General features: G+C 44.0%; 16 protein-coding genes. 7 read left to right on the top strand and 9 right to left on the bottom strand.

Annotated features, from left to right (window positions below):
• Positions 1 to 25 precede the first annotated feature (25 nt).
• The 3 genes from B5D26_RS03310 to B5D26_RS03320 all read right to left on the bottom strand — a co-directional run bounded on the left by B5D26_RS03310 (position 26) and on the right by B5D26_RS03320 (position 3,455).
• Positions 26 to 1,558 carry a DUF3369 domain-containing protein gene (locus B5D26_RS03310; RefSeq protein WP_159445579.1) on the bottom strand — a complete coding sequence of 511 codons (1,533 nt, stop codon included), beginning with the start codon at positions 1,556 to 1,558 and terminating at the stop codon, positions 26 to 28.
• 163 nt (positions 1,559 to 1,721) lie between these two features.
• Complete coding sequence (locus tag B5D26_RS03315) at positions 1,722 to 2,750, bottom strand: hypothetical protein (protein WP_078744270.1); 1,029 nt, start codon at positions 2,748 to 2,750, stop codon at positions 1,722 to 1,724.
• A 63-nt stretch (positions 2,751 to 2,813) separates the two neighbouring features.
• Complete coding sequence (locus tag B5D26_RS03320; RefSeq protein ID WP_159445580.1) at positions 2,814 to 3,455, bottom strand: TetR/AcrR family transcriptional regulator; 642 nt, start codon at positions 3,453 to 3,455, stop codon at positions 2,814 to 2,816.
• Positions 3,456 to 3,687: 232 nt separating this feature from the next.
• Between B5D26_RS03320 and B5D26_RS03325 the strand changes: the two genes are divergently transcribed.
• Both B5D26_RS03325 and B5D26_RS03330 read left to right on the top strand, forming a co-directional pair.
• A complete protein-coding gene (locus B5D26_RS03325; protein WP_078744272.1) occupies positions 3,688 to 5,676 on the top strand; it encodes a monovalent cation:proton antiporter family protein in 1,989 nt (662 codons plus the stop codon).
• Between the two features lie 91 nt (positions 5,677 to 5,767).
• A complete protein-coding gene (locus B5D26_RS03330) occupies positions 5,768 to 6,049 on the top strand; it encodes a late competence development ComFB family protein (protein ID WP_078744273.1) in 282 nt (93 codons plus the stop codon).
• A 76-nt stretch (positions 6,050 to 6,125) separates the two neighbouring features.
• Here B5D26_RS03330 and hslO read toward each other — a convergent pair whose 3' ends face one another.
• The 3 genes from hslO to yrfG form a co-directional block, all read right to left on the bottom strand.
• The gene (hslO, locus tag B5D26_RS03335) at positions 6,126 to 6,998 is read right to left on the bottom strand and encodes an Hsp33 family molecular chaperone HslO (RefSeq protein ID WP_078744274.1); all 873 of its coding nucleotides are present in this window, start codon (positions 6,996 to 6,998) and stop codon (positions 6,126 to 6,128) included.
• An 87-nt stretch (positions 6,999 to 7,085) separates the two neighbouring features.
• Complete coding sequence (locus tag B5D26_RS03340; RefSeq protein WP_078744275.1) at positions 7,086 to 7,478, bottom strand: RNA-binding S4 domain-containing protein; 393 nt, start codon at positions 7,476 to 7,478, stop codon at positions 7,086 to 7,088.
• Positions 7,479 to 7,528: 50 nt separating this feature from the next.
• A complete protein-coding gene (gene yrfG / locus B5D26_RS03345) occupies positions 7,529 to 8,215 on the bottom strand; it encodes a GMP/IMP nucleotidase (protein ID WP_078744276.1) in 687 nt (228 codons plus the stop codon).
• A gap of 542 nt (positions 8,216 to 8,757) precedes the next feature.
• Between yrfG and B5D26_RS03350 the strand changes: the two genes are divergently transcribed.
• The 3 genes from B5D26_RS03350 to B5D26_RS03360 all read left to right on the top strand — a co-directional run bounded on the left by B5D26_RS03350 (position 8,758) and on the right by B5D26_RS03360 (position 11,945).
• A complete protein-coding gene (locus B5D26_RS03350; RefSeq protein ID WP_078744277.1) occupies positions 8,758 to 9,744 on the top strand; it encodes a TRAP transporter substrate-binding protein in 987 nt (328 codons plus the stop codon).
• 228 nt (positions 9,745 to 9,972) lie between these two features.
• A complete protein-coding gene (locus tag B5D26_RS03355) occupies positions 9,973 to 10,551 on the top strand; it encodes a TRAP transporter small permease (RefSeq protein WP_078744367.1) in 579 nt (192 codons plus the stop codon).
• The gene (locus B5D26_RS03360) at positions 10,548 to 11,945 is read left to right on the top strand and encodes a TRAP transporter large permease (RefSeq protein ID WP_078744278.1); all 1,398 of its coding nucleotides are present in this window, start codon (positions 10,548 to 10,550) and stop codon (positions 11,943 to 11,945) included. The genes B5D26_RS03355 and B5D26_RS03360 overlap by 4 nt, the downstream gene beginning before the upstream one ends.
• Before the next feature lie 118 nt (positions 11,946 to 12,063).
• On the opposite strand, the gene B5D26_RS03365 is transcribed toward B5D26_RS03360, so the two are convergent.
• A complete protein-coding gene (locus B5D26_RS03365; protein ID WP_078744279.1) occupies positions 12,064 to 12,759 on the bottom strand; it encodes a DUF3334 family protein in 696 nt (231 codons plus the stop codon).
• Positions 12,760 to 13,056: 297 nt separating this feature from the next.
• Between B5D26_RS03365 and B5D26_RS03370 the strand changes: the two genes are divergently transcribed.
• Both B5D26_RS03370 and B5D26_RS03375 read left to right on the top strand, forming a co-directional pair.
• Positions 13,057 to 13,542, top strand: a complete 486-nt coding sequence (locus B5D26_RS03370) for a YehS family protein (protein WP_078744280.1) — start codon at positions 13,057 to 13,059, stop codon at positions 13,540 to 13,542.
• A gap of 199 nt (positions 13,543 to 13,741) precedes the next feature.
• On the top strand, positions 13,742 to 14,299 hold the full coding sequence (locus tag B5D26_RS03375) for a YtfJ family protein (RefSeq protein WP_078744281.1): 558 nt from the start codon (positions 13,742 to 13,744) through the stop codon (positions 14,297 to 14,299).
• 106 nt (positions 14,300 to 14,405) lie between these two features.
• Here B5D26_RS03375 and B5D26_RS03380 read toward each other — a convergent pair whose 3' ends face one another.
• Together B5D26_RS03380 and B5D26_RS03385 are read right to left on the bottom strand one after the other, a co-directional pair.
• Positions 14,406 to 15,830: a DEAD/DEAH box helicase gene (locus tag B5D26_RS03380; RefSeq protein WP_078744282.1), complete on the bottom strand. Its 1,425-nt coding sequence runs from the start codon at positions 15,828 to 15,830 to the stop codon at positions 14,406 to 14,408.
• 144 nt (positions 15,831 to 15,974) lie between these two features.
• On the bottom strand, positions 15,975 to 16,793 hold the full coding sequence (locus B5D26_RS03385; RefSeq protein ID WP_078744283.1) for a substrate-binding periplasmic protein: 819 nt from the start codon (positions 16,791 to 16,793) through the stop codon (positions 15,975 to 15,977).
• Between the last annotated feature and the right edge of the window lie 5 nt (positions 16,794 to 16,798).

The raw sequence follows: 16,798 nt of genomic DNA on the forward strand, positions 1-16,798 counted from the left end.
CCAGTAGTTTGCATAACTGTAAGGATTAAATTTGTAAAATTTTGGCGATTGCTTCTTCATTGGCAAGCACAATATCAACCAACCTAGGATCAAACTGTGTGCCTGACTGTGCTTTCAGCTCAGTATAGGCTTCAGTTAAGCTTTTTGCTGGCCTATAAGTTCTCTCATGAGTCATCGCGTCTAGGCTATCTGCAAGTGCGACAATTCGTCCTGCAATATGTATGTCTTCGCCTTGTGATTTTTGCGGATAACCCTGCCCATCCCAACGTTCATGATGTTCATGGGCGATAGCGGCCGCTAAGCGCATCATTGGCTCATCTGAGCGTGATAATAACTCATAGCCCACCTGTGCATGCTGTTGCATTTCTGCTCGCTGCTGCTCTGTATAAACCGTAGTTTGATGTACTAGTGCATCACCTAGGCTGATATTACCAACATCATGCAAGGGGGCGGCCATGCGGATTAATTCTACCTCAAAGGCATTTAACCCATACTCTCTAGCAATTAATGCGGCTAAGTCTGCCACCCTAGATACGTGTTGACCTTCGGTATCTGACCGTTGTTCTACCGCCTCACCTAATAGATGAATAAGGTCTTGTTGTGAAGACATTGCTTCTTCAGCGAGTAATAAACGGTCATAAGTACAAGCCACGTTATCAGCATATAGCTCTAGTAGCTGACGATCTGCCAAGGCGATTTCTCTATTTTTCTTAATATAGAGTAGATTCTCGCTACCTCTGGCCGTGCGGTAAAAGCCGATAAAGTAATCATCACCATAATGACCGCGACGCATATCCATTGCTTCACCAAATGCAGCGGCGATACGAGGGTCTAGAATTTCAAACTCATTCTCTAGTAGCTCTGCCATGTCGCCAGTTGCGGCCATTACTTTAAAGCTGCCTGCATTTTTGACTGAAAAGGTGCTTAATGAATGGCAAAAAACAGCATCTGAAGGTAAACCCAATAGACCAAGTAGCTGCTCTAATATTGCGGAAGCAAATTGTTTTAGAGAGCTAGCATCTTGTACGCTGGTAATGGCTTGAATCACTCGACGTAAGCCACCACGACTCTCATTGATCATGCAAATGTCACGATAAGAGCGTAAGGCTGAATAAAACAGTGTGACTAGTTTGGTTTTGGTGAGTTCTGTTTTGTCTTTATAGTCGTTAATGTCGTAGTTGCGGATGACATCATCTTCTGGTGCTTGTCCGGGTTGTCCTGTTCTTAATACGATACGAGTGATGTTGTTATGCAGTTCTTGTCGAATATAGCGGGCAACCTCTAAACCTGCATCATCGGACTCCATTACCACATCAAGTAAAATCAGGGCGATATCTTCTTCTTCAGCGATCATATCTTTCGCTTCTCGGCCGCTGAAGGCGCTTAAGAACTGTACTGGACGATCATCAAAGCGAAAGCCAGACATCACCATTTTGGTCACTTGATGTACAGCCTTGTCATCATCAACAATCATCACCTTCCAAGGCTTTTCTGAAATAACCTCTTTAGGTGTAGTTGCTGAGGACTGCTCGTTGGCAAACAGGAATCCTTCACTCATCGGTTTACTCCTAACAGATACGAACAAGGCTGCGGATGACTGGCAGATAAATACCTTGTAGTTAGCGCAGATGTACAAATAAAAAGTAGATCTAAAAAAGCGCCTTATTTGAAGATAATGGACTCTACCCATAAACTCAAATTTGACGCTTGATTTATTTATGCTAGCTCAGCAGATTGTGCAGCTCTTTTTTCAATCGTGGATCTAACAATATCGCATTTTGTGGCAACCACTCTTTGCGTATCATTAATTTACGCAAAAATTCATTTGAGTTAACAGGACCTTGCCAGCGCGCACCCTTACCTGATTTTGCTGTACTGCAAGGTTGAGCAAAGTGGCTGGTATATTCATGCCAAAACTCAGGAATAAATCGACGTACCGGACGTCCTGTTTCACTGGCGATCAGGTTTGCCAGTTCCATACCGGAGGCGTCTAAGTCACCAAAGTGAATATGAGGCACATAGTGGGGAATTAACTTAATAAGTCGGATTGCCAAATCTGGATAATCCAATGGTGCCCAAATTAGCATCAGGTGGTCTGGAATATCCAAGTCCATAAAAGTTGATAAGTTCTCAACCGTCATGATCATATAGGGTTGTTCACCCTCTACTTCGGTTAGCTCTTGCAAGTCACGCTCAGGAATAATGGCTTGAGACATGAGTTTAACCAAAGGGCCAAGCTTAATAGGCTTGAGCATTTTGCGAACAAGGTGCATATCTGTAGTGCCACGAATACGCAGTACTTGGTCACGGCTCACCTTGAAGTCAGGCAGCAGTGCTTTTACTTCCTTTGACTGTGTCTCGTCATCGAGTTCACCAAAAAGAGAGTTGTAGCTTACTTGATTCAACCAAAGAGGGAGGTCAAAGCGAGTATTATTTTTAATAAACTCTAGTCGTGACAGCAGGGTGCTGCGTTCTTGTGGGTTAAGTTCATAGCGTACTTCAACACGTTCTCTCCACTCAGGGAAAACCTGATCTAATAATGCAGGTAACCAGCGTGTACCATTGGTATTGAGTTTAAATACAGGGGTTTCCTGTTCATCAGGAGTTAACCACTGTTTGTCCAACAAAAATAGAACCAACGGCAATATAGTTGCATTCTGACGAATGCCCCGAGTTTCACAAAGGGCAATAACGGCTTCCTGAACAACAGAATCTTGCCAGTTAACCAGTTGCTCTGGCTGAGTGCTCATCTATGACCTCTTTATAATTGCATCAAAAAACAGCTGGCATCATACCGAAAGCTGCTCTAACTGTCATAAGATCCCCACTGCAAGTGAAGGGCTTTCAATGCGGGCTGATATTGCCTGTGAGGAATTTTTTTGTAACTGCTTGAGCAGGTCGTCGGTAATGCTTTGGAAGTGTCCACGTTCCCCAGTGGCACGTGCCAGCAACATTGCACCTTGTAGTGCTGCAAGCAAAATTCTGGATTGAGACTGAAAACTGCCTTCGTAATGCAGTTCACTGCTACGTTTACCCTGCTCTAAGGTACGCCCTAACCAACACTCTGTTTCAGTAATAAAACGCTGTAGTTGTAAGCGAGCGGCTTGGGGGAGCGCCTCAATTTCTGCCGTTAGCATGGTAATTGGACACAGCTTTTCTTGGTCTCTTATGATGCGGGCAAAAAAACGAAACAGCTCTTTAATACGCTGCAAACAACTGTCATTCTTTTGTTCAACTTGATGTAAGCGTTCAACAAACTGGTTAACGTAGCGCTCACATAAACTGACAGCGAGATCAGTTTTAGATGGAAAGTGGTAATGGATGCTGGCTTTACGAATCTCAATACGTTCAGCAATATCTTGATAGCTAAAACCATTAAAACCTTTGCGCTGTAACAAATCCTGTGCAATGTCCAGAATACGTTCAGCGGTTGATGAATTATTATTTTTGTTCATCTCAACCCTAATATTTTGCCAATCAGTGTACTGGCAAATTTGCCATATTTTTATTATTGAACAGAATGTACACAATCCCATTTCAGGCCATGTTAGCACTAAATCAACTGTGACTTAAACGAGACTAATGCAGCAAAATGTAGTGTTCTTGATATAAATTAAGGGGATTATTGACTTCTATCTCTGCTACATTAGACCGACAACAAACACTAGTGATACAAGGACTGCTTGAGTGCAAAGTGCGAATTATTTTAATGAGGTGATGATCATCTTAGGCGGCTCGGTTGCTTCTACAGCCTTGCTACGCCGTTATCGTTTACCTCCTGTGTTAGGCTATTTATTGGTGGGTTTACTAATAGGCCCATTTGCGTTTCAGCTGATCAAAACACCAGATGACTTGCATTTTCTGTCTGAGTTTGGATTGGTCTTTTTGCTCTTCTCTCTTGGGCTAGAGTTCTCTCTCGCCAAAATGACAGCCTTACGGAAAACAGTATTTGGCTTGGGCAGTGCTCAAGTTGTGCTCTGTTCGTTATTTTTCTGGTCAATATTGCACTATCTTTTAGGCTTATCCTCGGAAGCTTCTCTGATTATTGCGGGAGCATTAGGGTTGTCGTCGACTGCGATTGTCACCCAAGAGTTAACCCGTTGGAGTGAGCTGAATAGCAATCATGGCCATGCTGCAATTGGTATCTTGTTGTTTCAAGACTTGGCGGCGGTACTATTTCTCATTTTAGTGCCTGCCTTAGCAGGGACTAGCGATAACAGCTTTTCTTTTTCCATTGGTTTGATTTTATTAAAAGGTGTCGCACTGTTTGTAGTGATGCTGGCCGTAGGTAAGTGGTTGATGCCGTTTATCTTCCATGAGATCAGTAAAACTCGCTCTGAAGAACTGTTTGTGATGACCGTGCTATTAGTGGCATTAACCTCTGCGTGGATTACCCACGAAATAGGTTTGTCTATGGCGCTGGGCGCATTTCTAGCGGGTATGATGCTGGGTGAGAGCCACTTCAAACATCAGATTGAGGCTGATATACGACCATTCAGAGATATTTTGCTTGGTCTCTTCTTTGTCACCGTAGGTATGCAGCTAGATTACCAAGTGCTACTGATCAACCTGCACTGGGTTGTACTGGGTAGCCTAGGTATTGTAATCAGTAAAACCCTTATGATTGCTATATTGGCGCAATGGTTAGGAAAGGATCGGTCAACAGCAATTCGTACAGGTTTAGTACTGGCACAAGGGGGGGAGTTTGGTTTTGCGCTACTGACCTTAGCTTCTGCAAATCATTTGTTAGAGCCAGAAGCTGTCAGTCTAGTGGTTGCTATCATTGTTGTCAGTATTGGTGTTACGCCAGTATTAATTCGTTATAACGCTCAAATTTGTCAGCGTTTGCTACCTAACAAACCTTATGAAGCCCCTATTCCTCACTCAACAGAAGAGCTGGCAGAGGCCACTTCAGAACTGCATGATCATATTATTATTTGTGGTTTTGGTCGGGTTGGACAAACAGTGGCGCGCTTTATGCGTAAAGAAAACCTGCCTGTTTTAGCCTTAGACAATGATCCCGTGCGAGTTAATGAAGCTACTATTGGGGGAGAATTGATTTTTTATGGTGATGCCAGCAGCCACAAATTATTAATGGCGGTTGGTTTAGATCGTGCCAAGCTTGTGGTCATTACCGTGAATAAAAATGACGACTCTATGAGTATTTTACACAGTATTCGCACACATAACGCCACGGTGCCAATAGTGGTAAGAACGCAAGACGACAGCAAACTGAGTGAATTAAAAGCAGCAGGGGCAACTGAGGTTATTCCTGAAGCACTGGAGGGTAGTTTAATGCTGGTCACCCATGTGATGACGCAGATGCAAATTCCTTTCCGGCGTATTGCCAAAATGGTGCAAACTGCCCGCGAAGAGCGCTATCAACTGCTGCATGGTTATTTCCATGGTGCACAGTCACAACTGTTAGATAAGTCAGGTAATCCTTTGATTAGACTACACCCTGTGAAAATCAGTGATACTTGCTATGCTCGTGGTAAAACTGTTAGAGAAATCAACCTGATACAGGCGCAGGTCAGTATTCAATCAGTACACAGAGGCGATAATGAAATTGTAATGCCAGAGGATGATTTTATCCTAGAAAGTGGCGATACCTTGTTGCTGCAAGGGATGTCTGATCATATCGAACAGGCAGAGTCGCGCTTATTTGGTGGCTAGCTGGTGCCGACATAATAAAACGCTACATTGGCTAGTGAGCGATCTTGTTATACTAAGAACAAGAACAGTACAGAACGTATAGGAGAGAGCCATGTTATTTCAAAATGTTCAAAACTATTACGAAAAGTTAGTCTTTGACGAGCTGGTAAAGCGTGGCTTTATGTTAGGCTATGAAGAGGGATATGTTGAAGATATCGCTTGTATTGCTTTGAATAACTTGCCCTGCCAATACATTCGCTTTGAGGTGGATATGGGCTTTTTCCTGTCCAGTGAAGACTATCAGCTAATGCGTAGCCAAGTATCACAGGCTTTAGATGAGGCTATTTTGTTTATCAACGAAAAAATCAAGCAGCCCAGAATAGAGCACGAGTAAAACATGATAAAAGGTTAACAGTCTCGTTAACCTTTTTTTTGAGTATATATCACCCTAAAGCGGAGTGTATTTTTGTTTAATGAACTACAGGTGGCGGTGCTTGTGGATCATCAAATAGTTGCTCGATATCTGCCGCTGAAAACTCGTAAACGCTATTGCAGAATTGGCACTGACTTTCGATTTTGCCGTGCTCAGCAATAGCTTCGTTTAAACCCTCTTTACCCACACTGATCAGTGCATTTTTTACACGCTCAACTGAGCAAGTGCACTTGAACTGTAGGGTTTTCAGATCAAATAAACGCACAGCTTCTTGGTGATATAGGCGGTGTAATAACGCTTCGTTGTCTAAGGTCAGCAGCTCTTCATTAGACAGCGTATCTGCCAGCATAATACTGCGGTCCCATGCATCTTGATCGGCTTCTGTGCGGTCTGACGGTAATGCTTGTAACATAAAGCCTGCCGTATTTTGGCTATCGGTTGCTAACCAAATACGCGTGGGTAGTTGCTCAGACTGTTCAAAATATTGCTCTAGGCAATGGGCCAATGTTTGGCCTTCTAATGACACTATGCCTTGATAGCGCTTGCCGTCTTTCGGCTCAATGGTGATGATCAACTGACCATCGCCCATCAGTTGCTGTAGATTCTCAGCCCCAGAAACATCTCCTTCCCAGCGTGCCACGCCTCGTAGGTCGCCGTTAGAGTTTGACTCAGCAACGAGCAGGCTACAATTGCCGTTTCCCCGAGCTTGAAGCGATAAAACCCCTTCAATTTTGACCGTGGCGGTTAAGAGTGCAATCGCAGTGAGCATTTCACCCAATTGCTTTTGAATGGCTTCGGGGTAGTTATGGTTTTCAAGCACTTTTTGGTAACTGGCTTGTAGATGAACAATTTCGCCACGCACAGGGCTGTTGTCGATTAAAAAGCGTTGAATGGTATCAAGTTGAGTCATGGTCAAATTCTATGTCAGTGTTAAGCAAGGGTGCCAAAATGAGCTGAGCATGCTGTTGATCGCTCTGATTGGATCTTATCGTTCAGTTTACTCTGTTTCGATACGTTTAAAGCGGTGAATCATACGGCGGTCTTTTTTATTTGGCCTATGATCTGGTGCATCACTACGCATCAGTTTGCGTTTTTCCGCTTCTAACATCCTTTTTTTGATGCTGTCCTCTGTTTCTTTGTATAGCAACTGTGCTTCTGGTGCGCCTTTTCTTTGATCAGAAACGATTAAAATTTCAACGGTTTTGATATCCCAGCCTGTTGGTATTTTCAGCATAGCACCCACTTCGGCAAGCTTACTGCTTTTACAGCTGGTACCGTTAAACTCAATTTTACCGCCTTCAATGGCTTGTTTGGCGAGGGCGCGAGTTTTAAAAAAACGGGCGGCCCATAACCACTTATCTAAACGTACTTTTTCGGCTACGGCTGTCATTGGAATTGGTCTAACTCTTTATAATCTCAAAGTAATCAATGCTTACTTAGTTATTTGGGTGTCATTTGTTTGAATTGTTGCACACCAGGATAACGGGTCAAACTGCGTTCAGGTGATTGCATGTCTGGCTGCAATATAGTGTAGAGATATTGAATGCCAAACGCCTGTGCAGAGTCTAGCACCTCTTCATTATCGTCAATAAGTAAGGTACGAGCAGGGTCATAGGGTACTTGTTTTTGTAGCGCCTGCCAGAACTCTGGCTCTTCCTTGGCGATCCCCAAATCAGCAGAGCTGACAATTTGATCAACGTATTGATCAAGTCCTGTTGCGGGTAACTTCAAGCCTAAACTGTGGCGGTCAGCGTTGGTGGCTAGAATCACTTGGGCTTTGTGTTGTTGTAAAAACTGCAACAAATGCTCCGCATCACTACGAAAGCCGATTAGGTGCTGTACTTCTCGTTTTAAGGCAACAATGTCAAGTTGAAAGCGCTCTGCCCAGTACTCCAAACTATACCAGTTCAACGTACCTTGCTGGCTGGTGATAGCGGTAATGACATGATCACGGGCTGAGCTTTCGTCTAGCTGATGCAGTTGAGCATAGCGTTTGGGCAAGTGTTGCAACCAGAAGTGGCTGTCAAAATGCAGGTCTAGCAAGGTGCCGTCCATATCAAGTAGCACGGTATCAATCTGCGCCCAATCTGGAACAGGTAAATCGGTGTTGTTGGGGGTGCTTGTCATGGTCAATATCTACTTTAGAACGGCGAGCTAAGATCAGCTCGAGGGATGATTAGACTAAATGTGGGGGGATTCTCGCGCTTTTCAAGTCGCGCTGAATACTCTTATGCGAGGTTGTGTGAATTGTCGCACATTGTCTTATTGGTGGTTGACCTATTAGGTCAAACTTTACCCAAAGATAAGGTTACCTGTAGATAACATACGCCGATATAAACAAATTACGACCAGAATATTGCGACTTAGGTCTAAAGTGCAGGTGCAATATGTGGGTGATATTACCCTCTGTGTTTCGGTGGGTTGTGCGAATATTCGCACAATATTCAAGATGTAGAAATTAATAATTCCGCTGTTAAATATTATTTATTTCTATTTAAAACAATAGGTTGTATGTTTTTTTATGGATTTTTAGTTTCTGGCATCAATCTTGTTATAACTATATTGTGACAGCCTTTAAGTCATTTGGGCTGGCCTTTGCATTGAGGCCGTCGATTCGGCGGCCATTTTTTCAGCATTTAAATAAAAATAACTCAGTAGGAGTCGGATCAATGCGTTCACTGACTAAAGCCGTAACACTTGCGGCACTTATGTTTGCTGGTGCTACTACCGCAATCGCAGCCCCTGTAACCATTAAGTTTGCACACGTGGTGGCTGAAAATACCCCTAAAGGTCAGATGGCTCTGAAGTTTAAAGAGCTGGCTGAACAACGTCTGCCAGGTAAAGTGAACATTGAGGTTTACCCTAACTCGCAGTTGTTTGGTGACGATAAAGTATTAGAAGCGATGCTGCTAGGTGATGTACAACTGGCTGCGCCTTCACTGTCAAAGTTCCAGAAATATACCCCTGAACTACAAGTGTTCGACCTGCCTTTCCTATTCAAAGACATGGACGCTGTAGATCGCTTCCAGCAAGGGCCTGTGGGCCAGAAACTGCTGACCTCCTTGAACAAGCGCGGTCTGTTGGGCTTAGGTTATATTCATAACGGCATGAAGCAAATGTCTGCGAATAAGCCGTTGCGTGTACCTGCCGATGCGGGTGGTCTTAAGTTCCGTGTGATGACCTCTGATGTGCTAGTTGCTCAGTTTGAGTCTATTGACGCAATTCCTCTGAAGAAGCCATTTTCAGAAGTATTTACGTTACTACAAACCAAAGCCATTGATGGTGCTGAGAACCCTTGGTCAAACATCTATTCAAAGAAATTCTTTGAGGTGCAAGACTATATCACCGAAACCAACCACGGTGTCCTAGATTACATGGTGGTGACCTCTGCACGTTTCTGGAAGAGCCTACCTGATAATGTGCGCACTGAGCTAAAAGGTGCGATGGACGAAGCCATTGCTTTTGGTAACAAAGTGTCTGATGAGAAAGCGATGAGTGACCGTCAGCGCATTATCGACTCACGCCGTTCTACAGTGATTGAAATCACTGAAGCAGAGCGTCAGCAGTGGGTTGATGCAATGAAGCCAGTTTGGAAGCAATTCGAGCGTAAGATCGGTAAAGATATTATCGAAGCGGCTGTTCAAGCGAACAAATAAGCTGCCAAAGCAGGGCTTCGGCTCAGTACTGAAGCCCTGCTTTTAATCTGAAGTCATCTATTTCCCACATCAACTCTGGCTCAATTTCGTAAAGAAGTTCTGATAGACACTGAGCCAATCAATTTAGTCTGACCAGCACCCTAAAGGTTTGCTGAAGACAGGATTAGATTGATTGGGGTGAGTGCCTATCAACGCGCCAGCTCATTCATAAACGATGAGAGTTTTATCATGCTTTTACGTTTTATTCACAAGCTTGAAGAAAACATTGTTGCCTTTCTATTGGTCGCCATAACGCTGATGGTGTTCATGGAAGTGGTGATGCGCTTTGTTTTTAACTCTGGTGTGACTTGGATACAAGAAGCCACGCTGTATACCTCTGCATGGTTTGTATTGTTTGGTGCCTCTTACGGTGTGCGTATTGGTGCCCACATCGGTGTGGATGTTTTGGTGAAGCTGTTGCCCGATCCTCTACGTCGTGTGGCGGGCTTAATTGCCATTGCGTTGTGTTTTGTGTACTGCGCGCTATTTCTTTTAGGTTCTTGGGATTATCTAGAGCTGATGTACATGATTGGCATCGAAATGGAGGATCTGCCGATCCCAAAATGGATGGCGCTGATGATCATGCCGATTGGTTTTGTGTTGCTTGTGATTCGTTTTGCTGAACTAGGCTGGGGGATCTTAACGGGGCAGAAAGATGGTTTCCATCTGGCTGACGAAGGCAAAGAAAGTATGCACCTTGCAGAAGAACTGGCCAAAGAAAATGCCAACAAAGACAGCAGCGCAAACAACACAGGAGCAAGCAAATGACTATCGCCGTTTTATTTATGATTTTGTTTGGCTGTATCTTTTTAGGTATGCCAATTGCTGTCGCGCTGGGGCTGTCCAGTGTGGGTACGATTTTGCTGTTCTCTGATGACTCTTTAGCGTCTATCGCGCTGAAACTATTTGAGGCGCTTTCTCATCACTATACGCTGTTAGCAATTCCATTTTTTATTTTATCCTCTGCCTTTTTATCAACAGGCGGTGTGGCGAAACGTTTAATTAACTTTGCTGTAGACAGTATCGGTCACGTTAAAGGTGGCCTAGCAATGGCATCGGTGATGGCTTGTATGTTGTTTGCGGCGGTGTCAGGCTCATCTCCTGCAACTGTAGCGGCCATTGGTACTATCGTGATTGCAGGTATGGTGCGTGCAGGTTATCCCGAAAGCTTTGCGGCAGGCGTAATTGCTAATGCAGGTACTTTGGGTATTTTGATTCCGCCTTCCATTGTGATGCTGGTGTACTCAGCGGCAACGGAAGTGTCTGCTTCTCGTATGTTTATGGCAGGTATGATTCCGGGTCTGATGATGGGTGGTATCTTAATGATCGCTATCTATATTGTTGCGCGGATTAAGAACTTTCCTGCACAACCTTTCCCCGGTTTTGGCCAACTGTTCCGCTCAGGTGCCATTGCCATGGGCGGCTTGATGTTGATTGTGATTGTACTGGGGTCTATTTACGGTGGTATTGCCAGCCCAACAGAAGCAGCAGCGGTAGCAGCAGTATACGCATTCTTAGTGGCGGTATTTGGCTATCGAGACATGGGGCCATTGAAAGACAAACCTTGGCGTTATGAAAATGAAAATATAGCCAGTTGCATAGCGCGAAATATTGGTCAGATCTCGGTTGGTTTACCTAAGTCATTCTTTGATGACGAGGTGCGTAAAGTTGTATTGGACGCGGCCAAAGTGTCACTGATGCTGCTGTTTATTATCGCCAACGCCATGCTATTCGCACATGTTTTAACCACGGAGCGTATTCCGCACACCATCGCTGAAGCCATCATTGGTTGGGGCTTGCCAGCTTGGGGCTTCTTGATTGTAGTGAATATTCTGCTGTTAATGGCGGGTAACTTTATGGAGCCATCGGCAATTCTGCTGATTATGGCACCGATTTTGTTCCCAATTGCCACTCAACTGGGTATTGATCCTATTCACCTAGGTATCATCATGGTGGTGAATATGGAGATCGGTATGTTAACGCCGCCCGTTGGACTTAACCTATTTGTGACCGCAGGTATCACAGGTCGCAGCATGATTTGGGTGATTAAAGCAGCGTTGCCTTGGTTAAGTTTACTATTGGGCTTCTTAATTCTAATCACCTATGTACCGCAGATCTCTCTGTTCCTGCCCGAACTGATTGATAGCATGAATGGTTACTAGATAGATTAGATACTTATCTTAACTTGGGATTTTACTTTCGCCCTTGATCCTTTGCCCCGCGTTTGCGGGGCTTTTTTGTAGGCTTGTTGGTCTAAAAATGCTTAGTTCAACTCTAAACTTAGATACCTAGATCATTCATCAAATCATCATGATCACTATTGGCTGTTGATTCATTTTTGCTGCTGCTAGATTGTTGGCTGCTTTCAGCAAAAATATCGTCTGGACTTTCCAACTCGGTTTCATCAAAGTCATGCAGCTTGATGAACTCAGTCTTATCCATCGACAGCTCAAGATAAAATATATTGTTAGATTCAGTATTGAATGTCACTCGGCGTGATTGAGGTTGATCTAGAGTGGTGTTGACGGAGATCTGTACTTGCTTGTTAATCGCCATCATTTTTGGCTGACTCTGGGTGATAGAGGTTTTCAGCTGATGACGGACTTTATTGGTAAAGTGTCCAACAATCTGGTTCATGATTTCACCCATCACATTTCCCACCTCATCAGCAGTATGGAACTGTGCAAGTTCGTTTTCAGGCATCCCCATATTGAGCAAGTAGGTGCGATAAATTTCCATCGCTGACTCTGCGGTAAAGTTAATGATCACCAAACCTGAGAAACCACCATCAAATAGCACAAAACAGCCAATGTCAGGTCTTAAGCAGGTCTTGTTGATTTTCTGCACCATAGGAGAATAATTGACCTGATCATTCCCTGTATTGCTCAATACTTCTGTAACAGAGTGACAAAGAATCAGTAGCACTTCTTCTGTCGTAATGGTGCTGGAGCGTCTGGCGGTAGCAAGCTTAGTCACGATAAACCTCTTGTTCTAATTCTAACTTTAATATTCATGATCAATGAATCTTACTCACTTTTTCCCCTAATTTACATGGGGTCTATCACTTCCATGGTTTTAGGCTGTCTTATTCAGGCAGTAAATAGGTCTATGGAATCCAGCTGATGGCCAGTAGCTTTGGTCAATAGAGCCAGTCAAAAAATCAATCATCACATTGACAATCAACTGCGCGATGTTAAGGCTAACTCTGCTAAGATTAACAGTCTCCAGCAATCGTGTGGATTGCTAAGGATTTACCTAAGGCTAGGATTTATTTTGACCAACAATGATATTTTGCGCCGTTTACGTTACACCTTTAATTTAAGAGATAGCACCGTAGTAGAGGCTTTTGCCTTAGCAGATGTTACTGTGACGGAGGAGCAGGTGATTGCCTGGATGAAAAAAGAGGAAGACGACATTTTTGTTAAGTTAAATAATCTAACTTTTGCGCAGTTTTTAAATGGCTTTATCAATCTTAAGCGTGGTAAGCGTGAAGGCGAACAGCCAAAACCAGAGAAAAAGCTTAGTAATAATATGGTGTTACAAAAGCTACGCATTGCCCTTAACTTAAAAGCTGAAGATATTATTGATATATTGCAGCTTGCAGATTTCCCTTTAAGCAAGCATGAATTGAGTTCTTTTTTTAGAAAGCCAAAGAATAAGCATTATCGAGAGTGTAAAGATCAGATTTTGCGGAATTTTTTGCAAGGCTTGCAGATCAAATTTCATCCAAGTGTGAGCGGTTCAGAAGCCAGTCAGTAAGCAGCTTGGGTGCGACCAATAACCAAATTATTTATCTCTACCGTTCTACATTTAAATCCCTGATCTCGTCGGGGATTTTTTTTGAATGCAAATATAAAACAAACGACTGTTTGAATTTTGATGCTGGTTTGTATTACTCTCCATTGTGCCAAGCAATCCAATACTGGCTAACAATAATAATCAAAGTAGGAGTTTGAAGATGGGCACACTAAAAATAGGCGCAGCACTGCTGCTATCGCTTTGTAGTTCTTGGGTCATGGCGGCAGCCATTCAAGTTGGGCAAGTTTTACCTCAGGTTAGCATTCAAGAGGGTGGCGAGCTGGTGCTGTCAGGGGCTGATATCCAGTATCAGAGCTGGAAGAGTGATCAACTGAGCGGCAAAGTATATGTGGTTCAACATATTGCAGGTCGTGGTTCAGCTAAAGAGATGAACGCACCTCTGATTGAACGTATCAAAGCAGCTAAGTTACAACCTGATCAATATCAAACGGTTACGCTTGTGAATACTGATGATGCTATTTGGGGCACCAGTGGCATTGTTCAGGGCAAGCTTGAAGGCAGTAAGAAAGAGTTTCCTTGGTCGATGATGGTGTTGGACAAAGAGGGTGCAGCACTTAATCAGTGGCAATTAGAAAAGAAAAGCTCAGCCATTATCGTGCTAGATAAAAATCGTCAAGTACGCTGGATGAAAGAGGGAGCATTGAATGATGATGAGCAAAATCAAGTGATGCAGCTGGTCACGCAGCTACTGAAATAGACACTCAAAACGATCTCGCCCAATCTGTTACTGGATAGGTTGTAAACGCCCTCCAGTAACAGATTTCTAACTGATTTTTCTAAGTGAGTACAGTCTCTATACCCACTTAAACTTTAGCTTTTGGTGCTGGGCGACTGGCTGAGCGTGATGTCCCAGCTGATTTAGTTGCAGGTCGAGCGGTGGTTGCACCTTTACGATGATCCTTACTCCCTCGGCTGCGTTTGCTCGCAGGTTTGTCATCAGCCTTAGCGGCACCTGTGTGGCGTTTGTTTTTGCCTGTTGGCTTATGGCCTCGGGCATTTTCGCCAGAGCGTTGCCCATCTCTGTGACCACGAGCAGCCACTACTGGTTTTTTCGGACGCGGAGCACGACGATCTAGACGTGATTCAGGCAAGTTATGGTTCGGCTCAAAGCCTTCTATCTCTTCTCGGGGCAGAATTTCACCAATCAGACGCTCTATATCTGACAAGTAAGGGAATTCATCTGCACTGACCAATGATACCGCTTGCCCAGAGGCGCCTGCACGACCTGTGCGACCAATGCGGTGTACATAATCTTCAGGAATATTTGGTAGGTCAAAGTTAACCACTTGCGGTAGTTGATCAATGTCTAAACCACGGGCAGCGATGTCAGTGGCGACCAATACTTGTACCGCACTACGTTTGAAGTCATCCAACGCTTTGGTACGAGCACCTTGGCTTTTATTGCCATGAATGGCTGCGGCACGAATGCCATTGGCTTCAAGATGTTGAGTCAGCTTATTTGCGCCATGTTTAGTCTTCGTAAAGACCAAAACCTGTGACCATTGATGATCAAAAATCAAGCGTACTAGCAGATCAGGTTTCTGTTTTTTATCAACAGGGCAAATCCATTGCTTGACCGTTTTGGCTGTTGAGTTAGGCGGCGTCACCGAAATCTCAACAGGATTGTGTACGATTGTTTTAGCAAGGTTGCGAATGTCGTTAGAAAACGTCGCAGAAAACATTAAGTTTTGACGCTCTTTTGGCAGTACGGCCAAAATCTTGCGAATGTCGTTGATAAAGCCCATATCTAACATGCGATCGGCTTCATCTAACACCAGAATTTCTAGTTGCTTGAAACGCACAACATTTTGATTGTACAAATCCAGCAAACGACCAGGGGTCGCCACTAAAATATCCACACCCCGACGTAGATTGGCAATCTGTGGATTAATTTTCACGCCACCAAAAACCACCGCAGAGCTTAGGTTTAAGTTTTTACCATAAAGCGACACACTTTCAGCTACTTGAGCGGCCAACTCACGTGTTGGTGTTAAGATTAAAGCACGCACTTGACCAGGTTTCGCCCGTTCACCTTTGGCTAACAGCTCAAGAATAGGCAGTGTAAAACCTGCGGTTTTACCTGTACCTGTTTGGGCTGCGGCCATCACGTCTTTACCACCTAAAACAGCAGGAATAGCCTGTGCTTGAATCGGTGATGGCGTGGTGTAGCCTTGTTCAGAAACGGCTGCAAGGATTGGGGCGGATAAGCCTAATAAGGCAAAACTCATATAAGGTGGTCTCTACTGTCGCTGCGGTATACAAAATAAATGTTATCCGCCTTTCTGGCGGGCGTGCAGCTTACAGGAACTAAGGGTTAAGAGCCATTAATAAACCAATGCTTACTTGGCAAGCTTAACCCTGCAAGATCAATATTATTGGAAGTACTTGCTTGATAGATCGTTATATTTTTCTGCAACAATTTTGGTTTGCTCTGCCCAAATTTTTTCTGCCAACCAAGGTTTTTTGGCATAAAACTGGCGACTTAGCATCAAGTAATAGTCTTCGGTTAGAATAGATTCTTCTGAGCGGCGTAGCATTTCAACTAGCTCAGGATGCTGACGTGCAAGGTGTTCGACATACTCCACCACCAAAACAGCAGCGGGGGCTTGGCGTTGTAGTAACTTCTGCAAAGCATCGGTGGTGTTATTGGCAACAATCAGCGGATACTCGTGCTCTTTAAGCCAATCTGCAAGTGGGTGCTTCGCTGGAATAATAACGGGACGACCTTTTAAACCGTAAATCTGCCCGCCATCCGTTGAAACCAAGGTGTCTTTTACTCTATACAAAGCATACTCCTCTCGGTTCATGCGTTGGCGGTCGTCAACTCTTGCTTTGGTGAAGGGGTATTTGCCTGTAAATAACCACTTCTCTCGATAGGGTACATTAAATAGACCATCGAGCTTACCTATTCTGATCTGCTCTAAACATTGCTCAAATGAACAGCGTACCAGCTCAAACTTCACTTCTGATACTTTCTTGCCCAGTTGCTGCATTACCTCTACAGCAAAACCTGGATTTAAGGGGACGTTTGTACCTGAGTCTAGGTAAAATGGCACATGGGTTTCATCTGGGTAGCCTACTAAGAAGCGAATAGGTGCAGCTTCTGCCATGCGGCTGAATAATAATGTGCCAAATAAAAGTAGAGCCAAAAGCCCAAAACTGGCCTTGTGATGTTGCGATAATAAATGCACATTGC

Source organism: Oceanospirillum multiglobuliferum, assembly GCF_900167095.1.
GTDB classification, from domain to species: domain Bacteria; phylum Pseudomonadota; class Gammaproteobacteria; order Pseudomonadales; family Halomonadaceae; genus Oceanospirillum; species Oceanospirillum multiglobuliferum.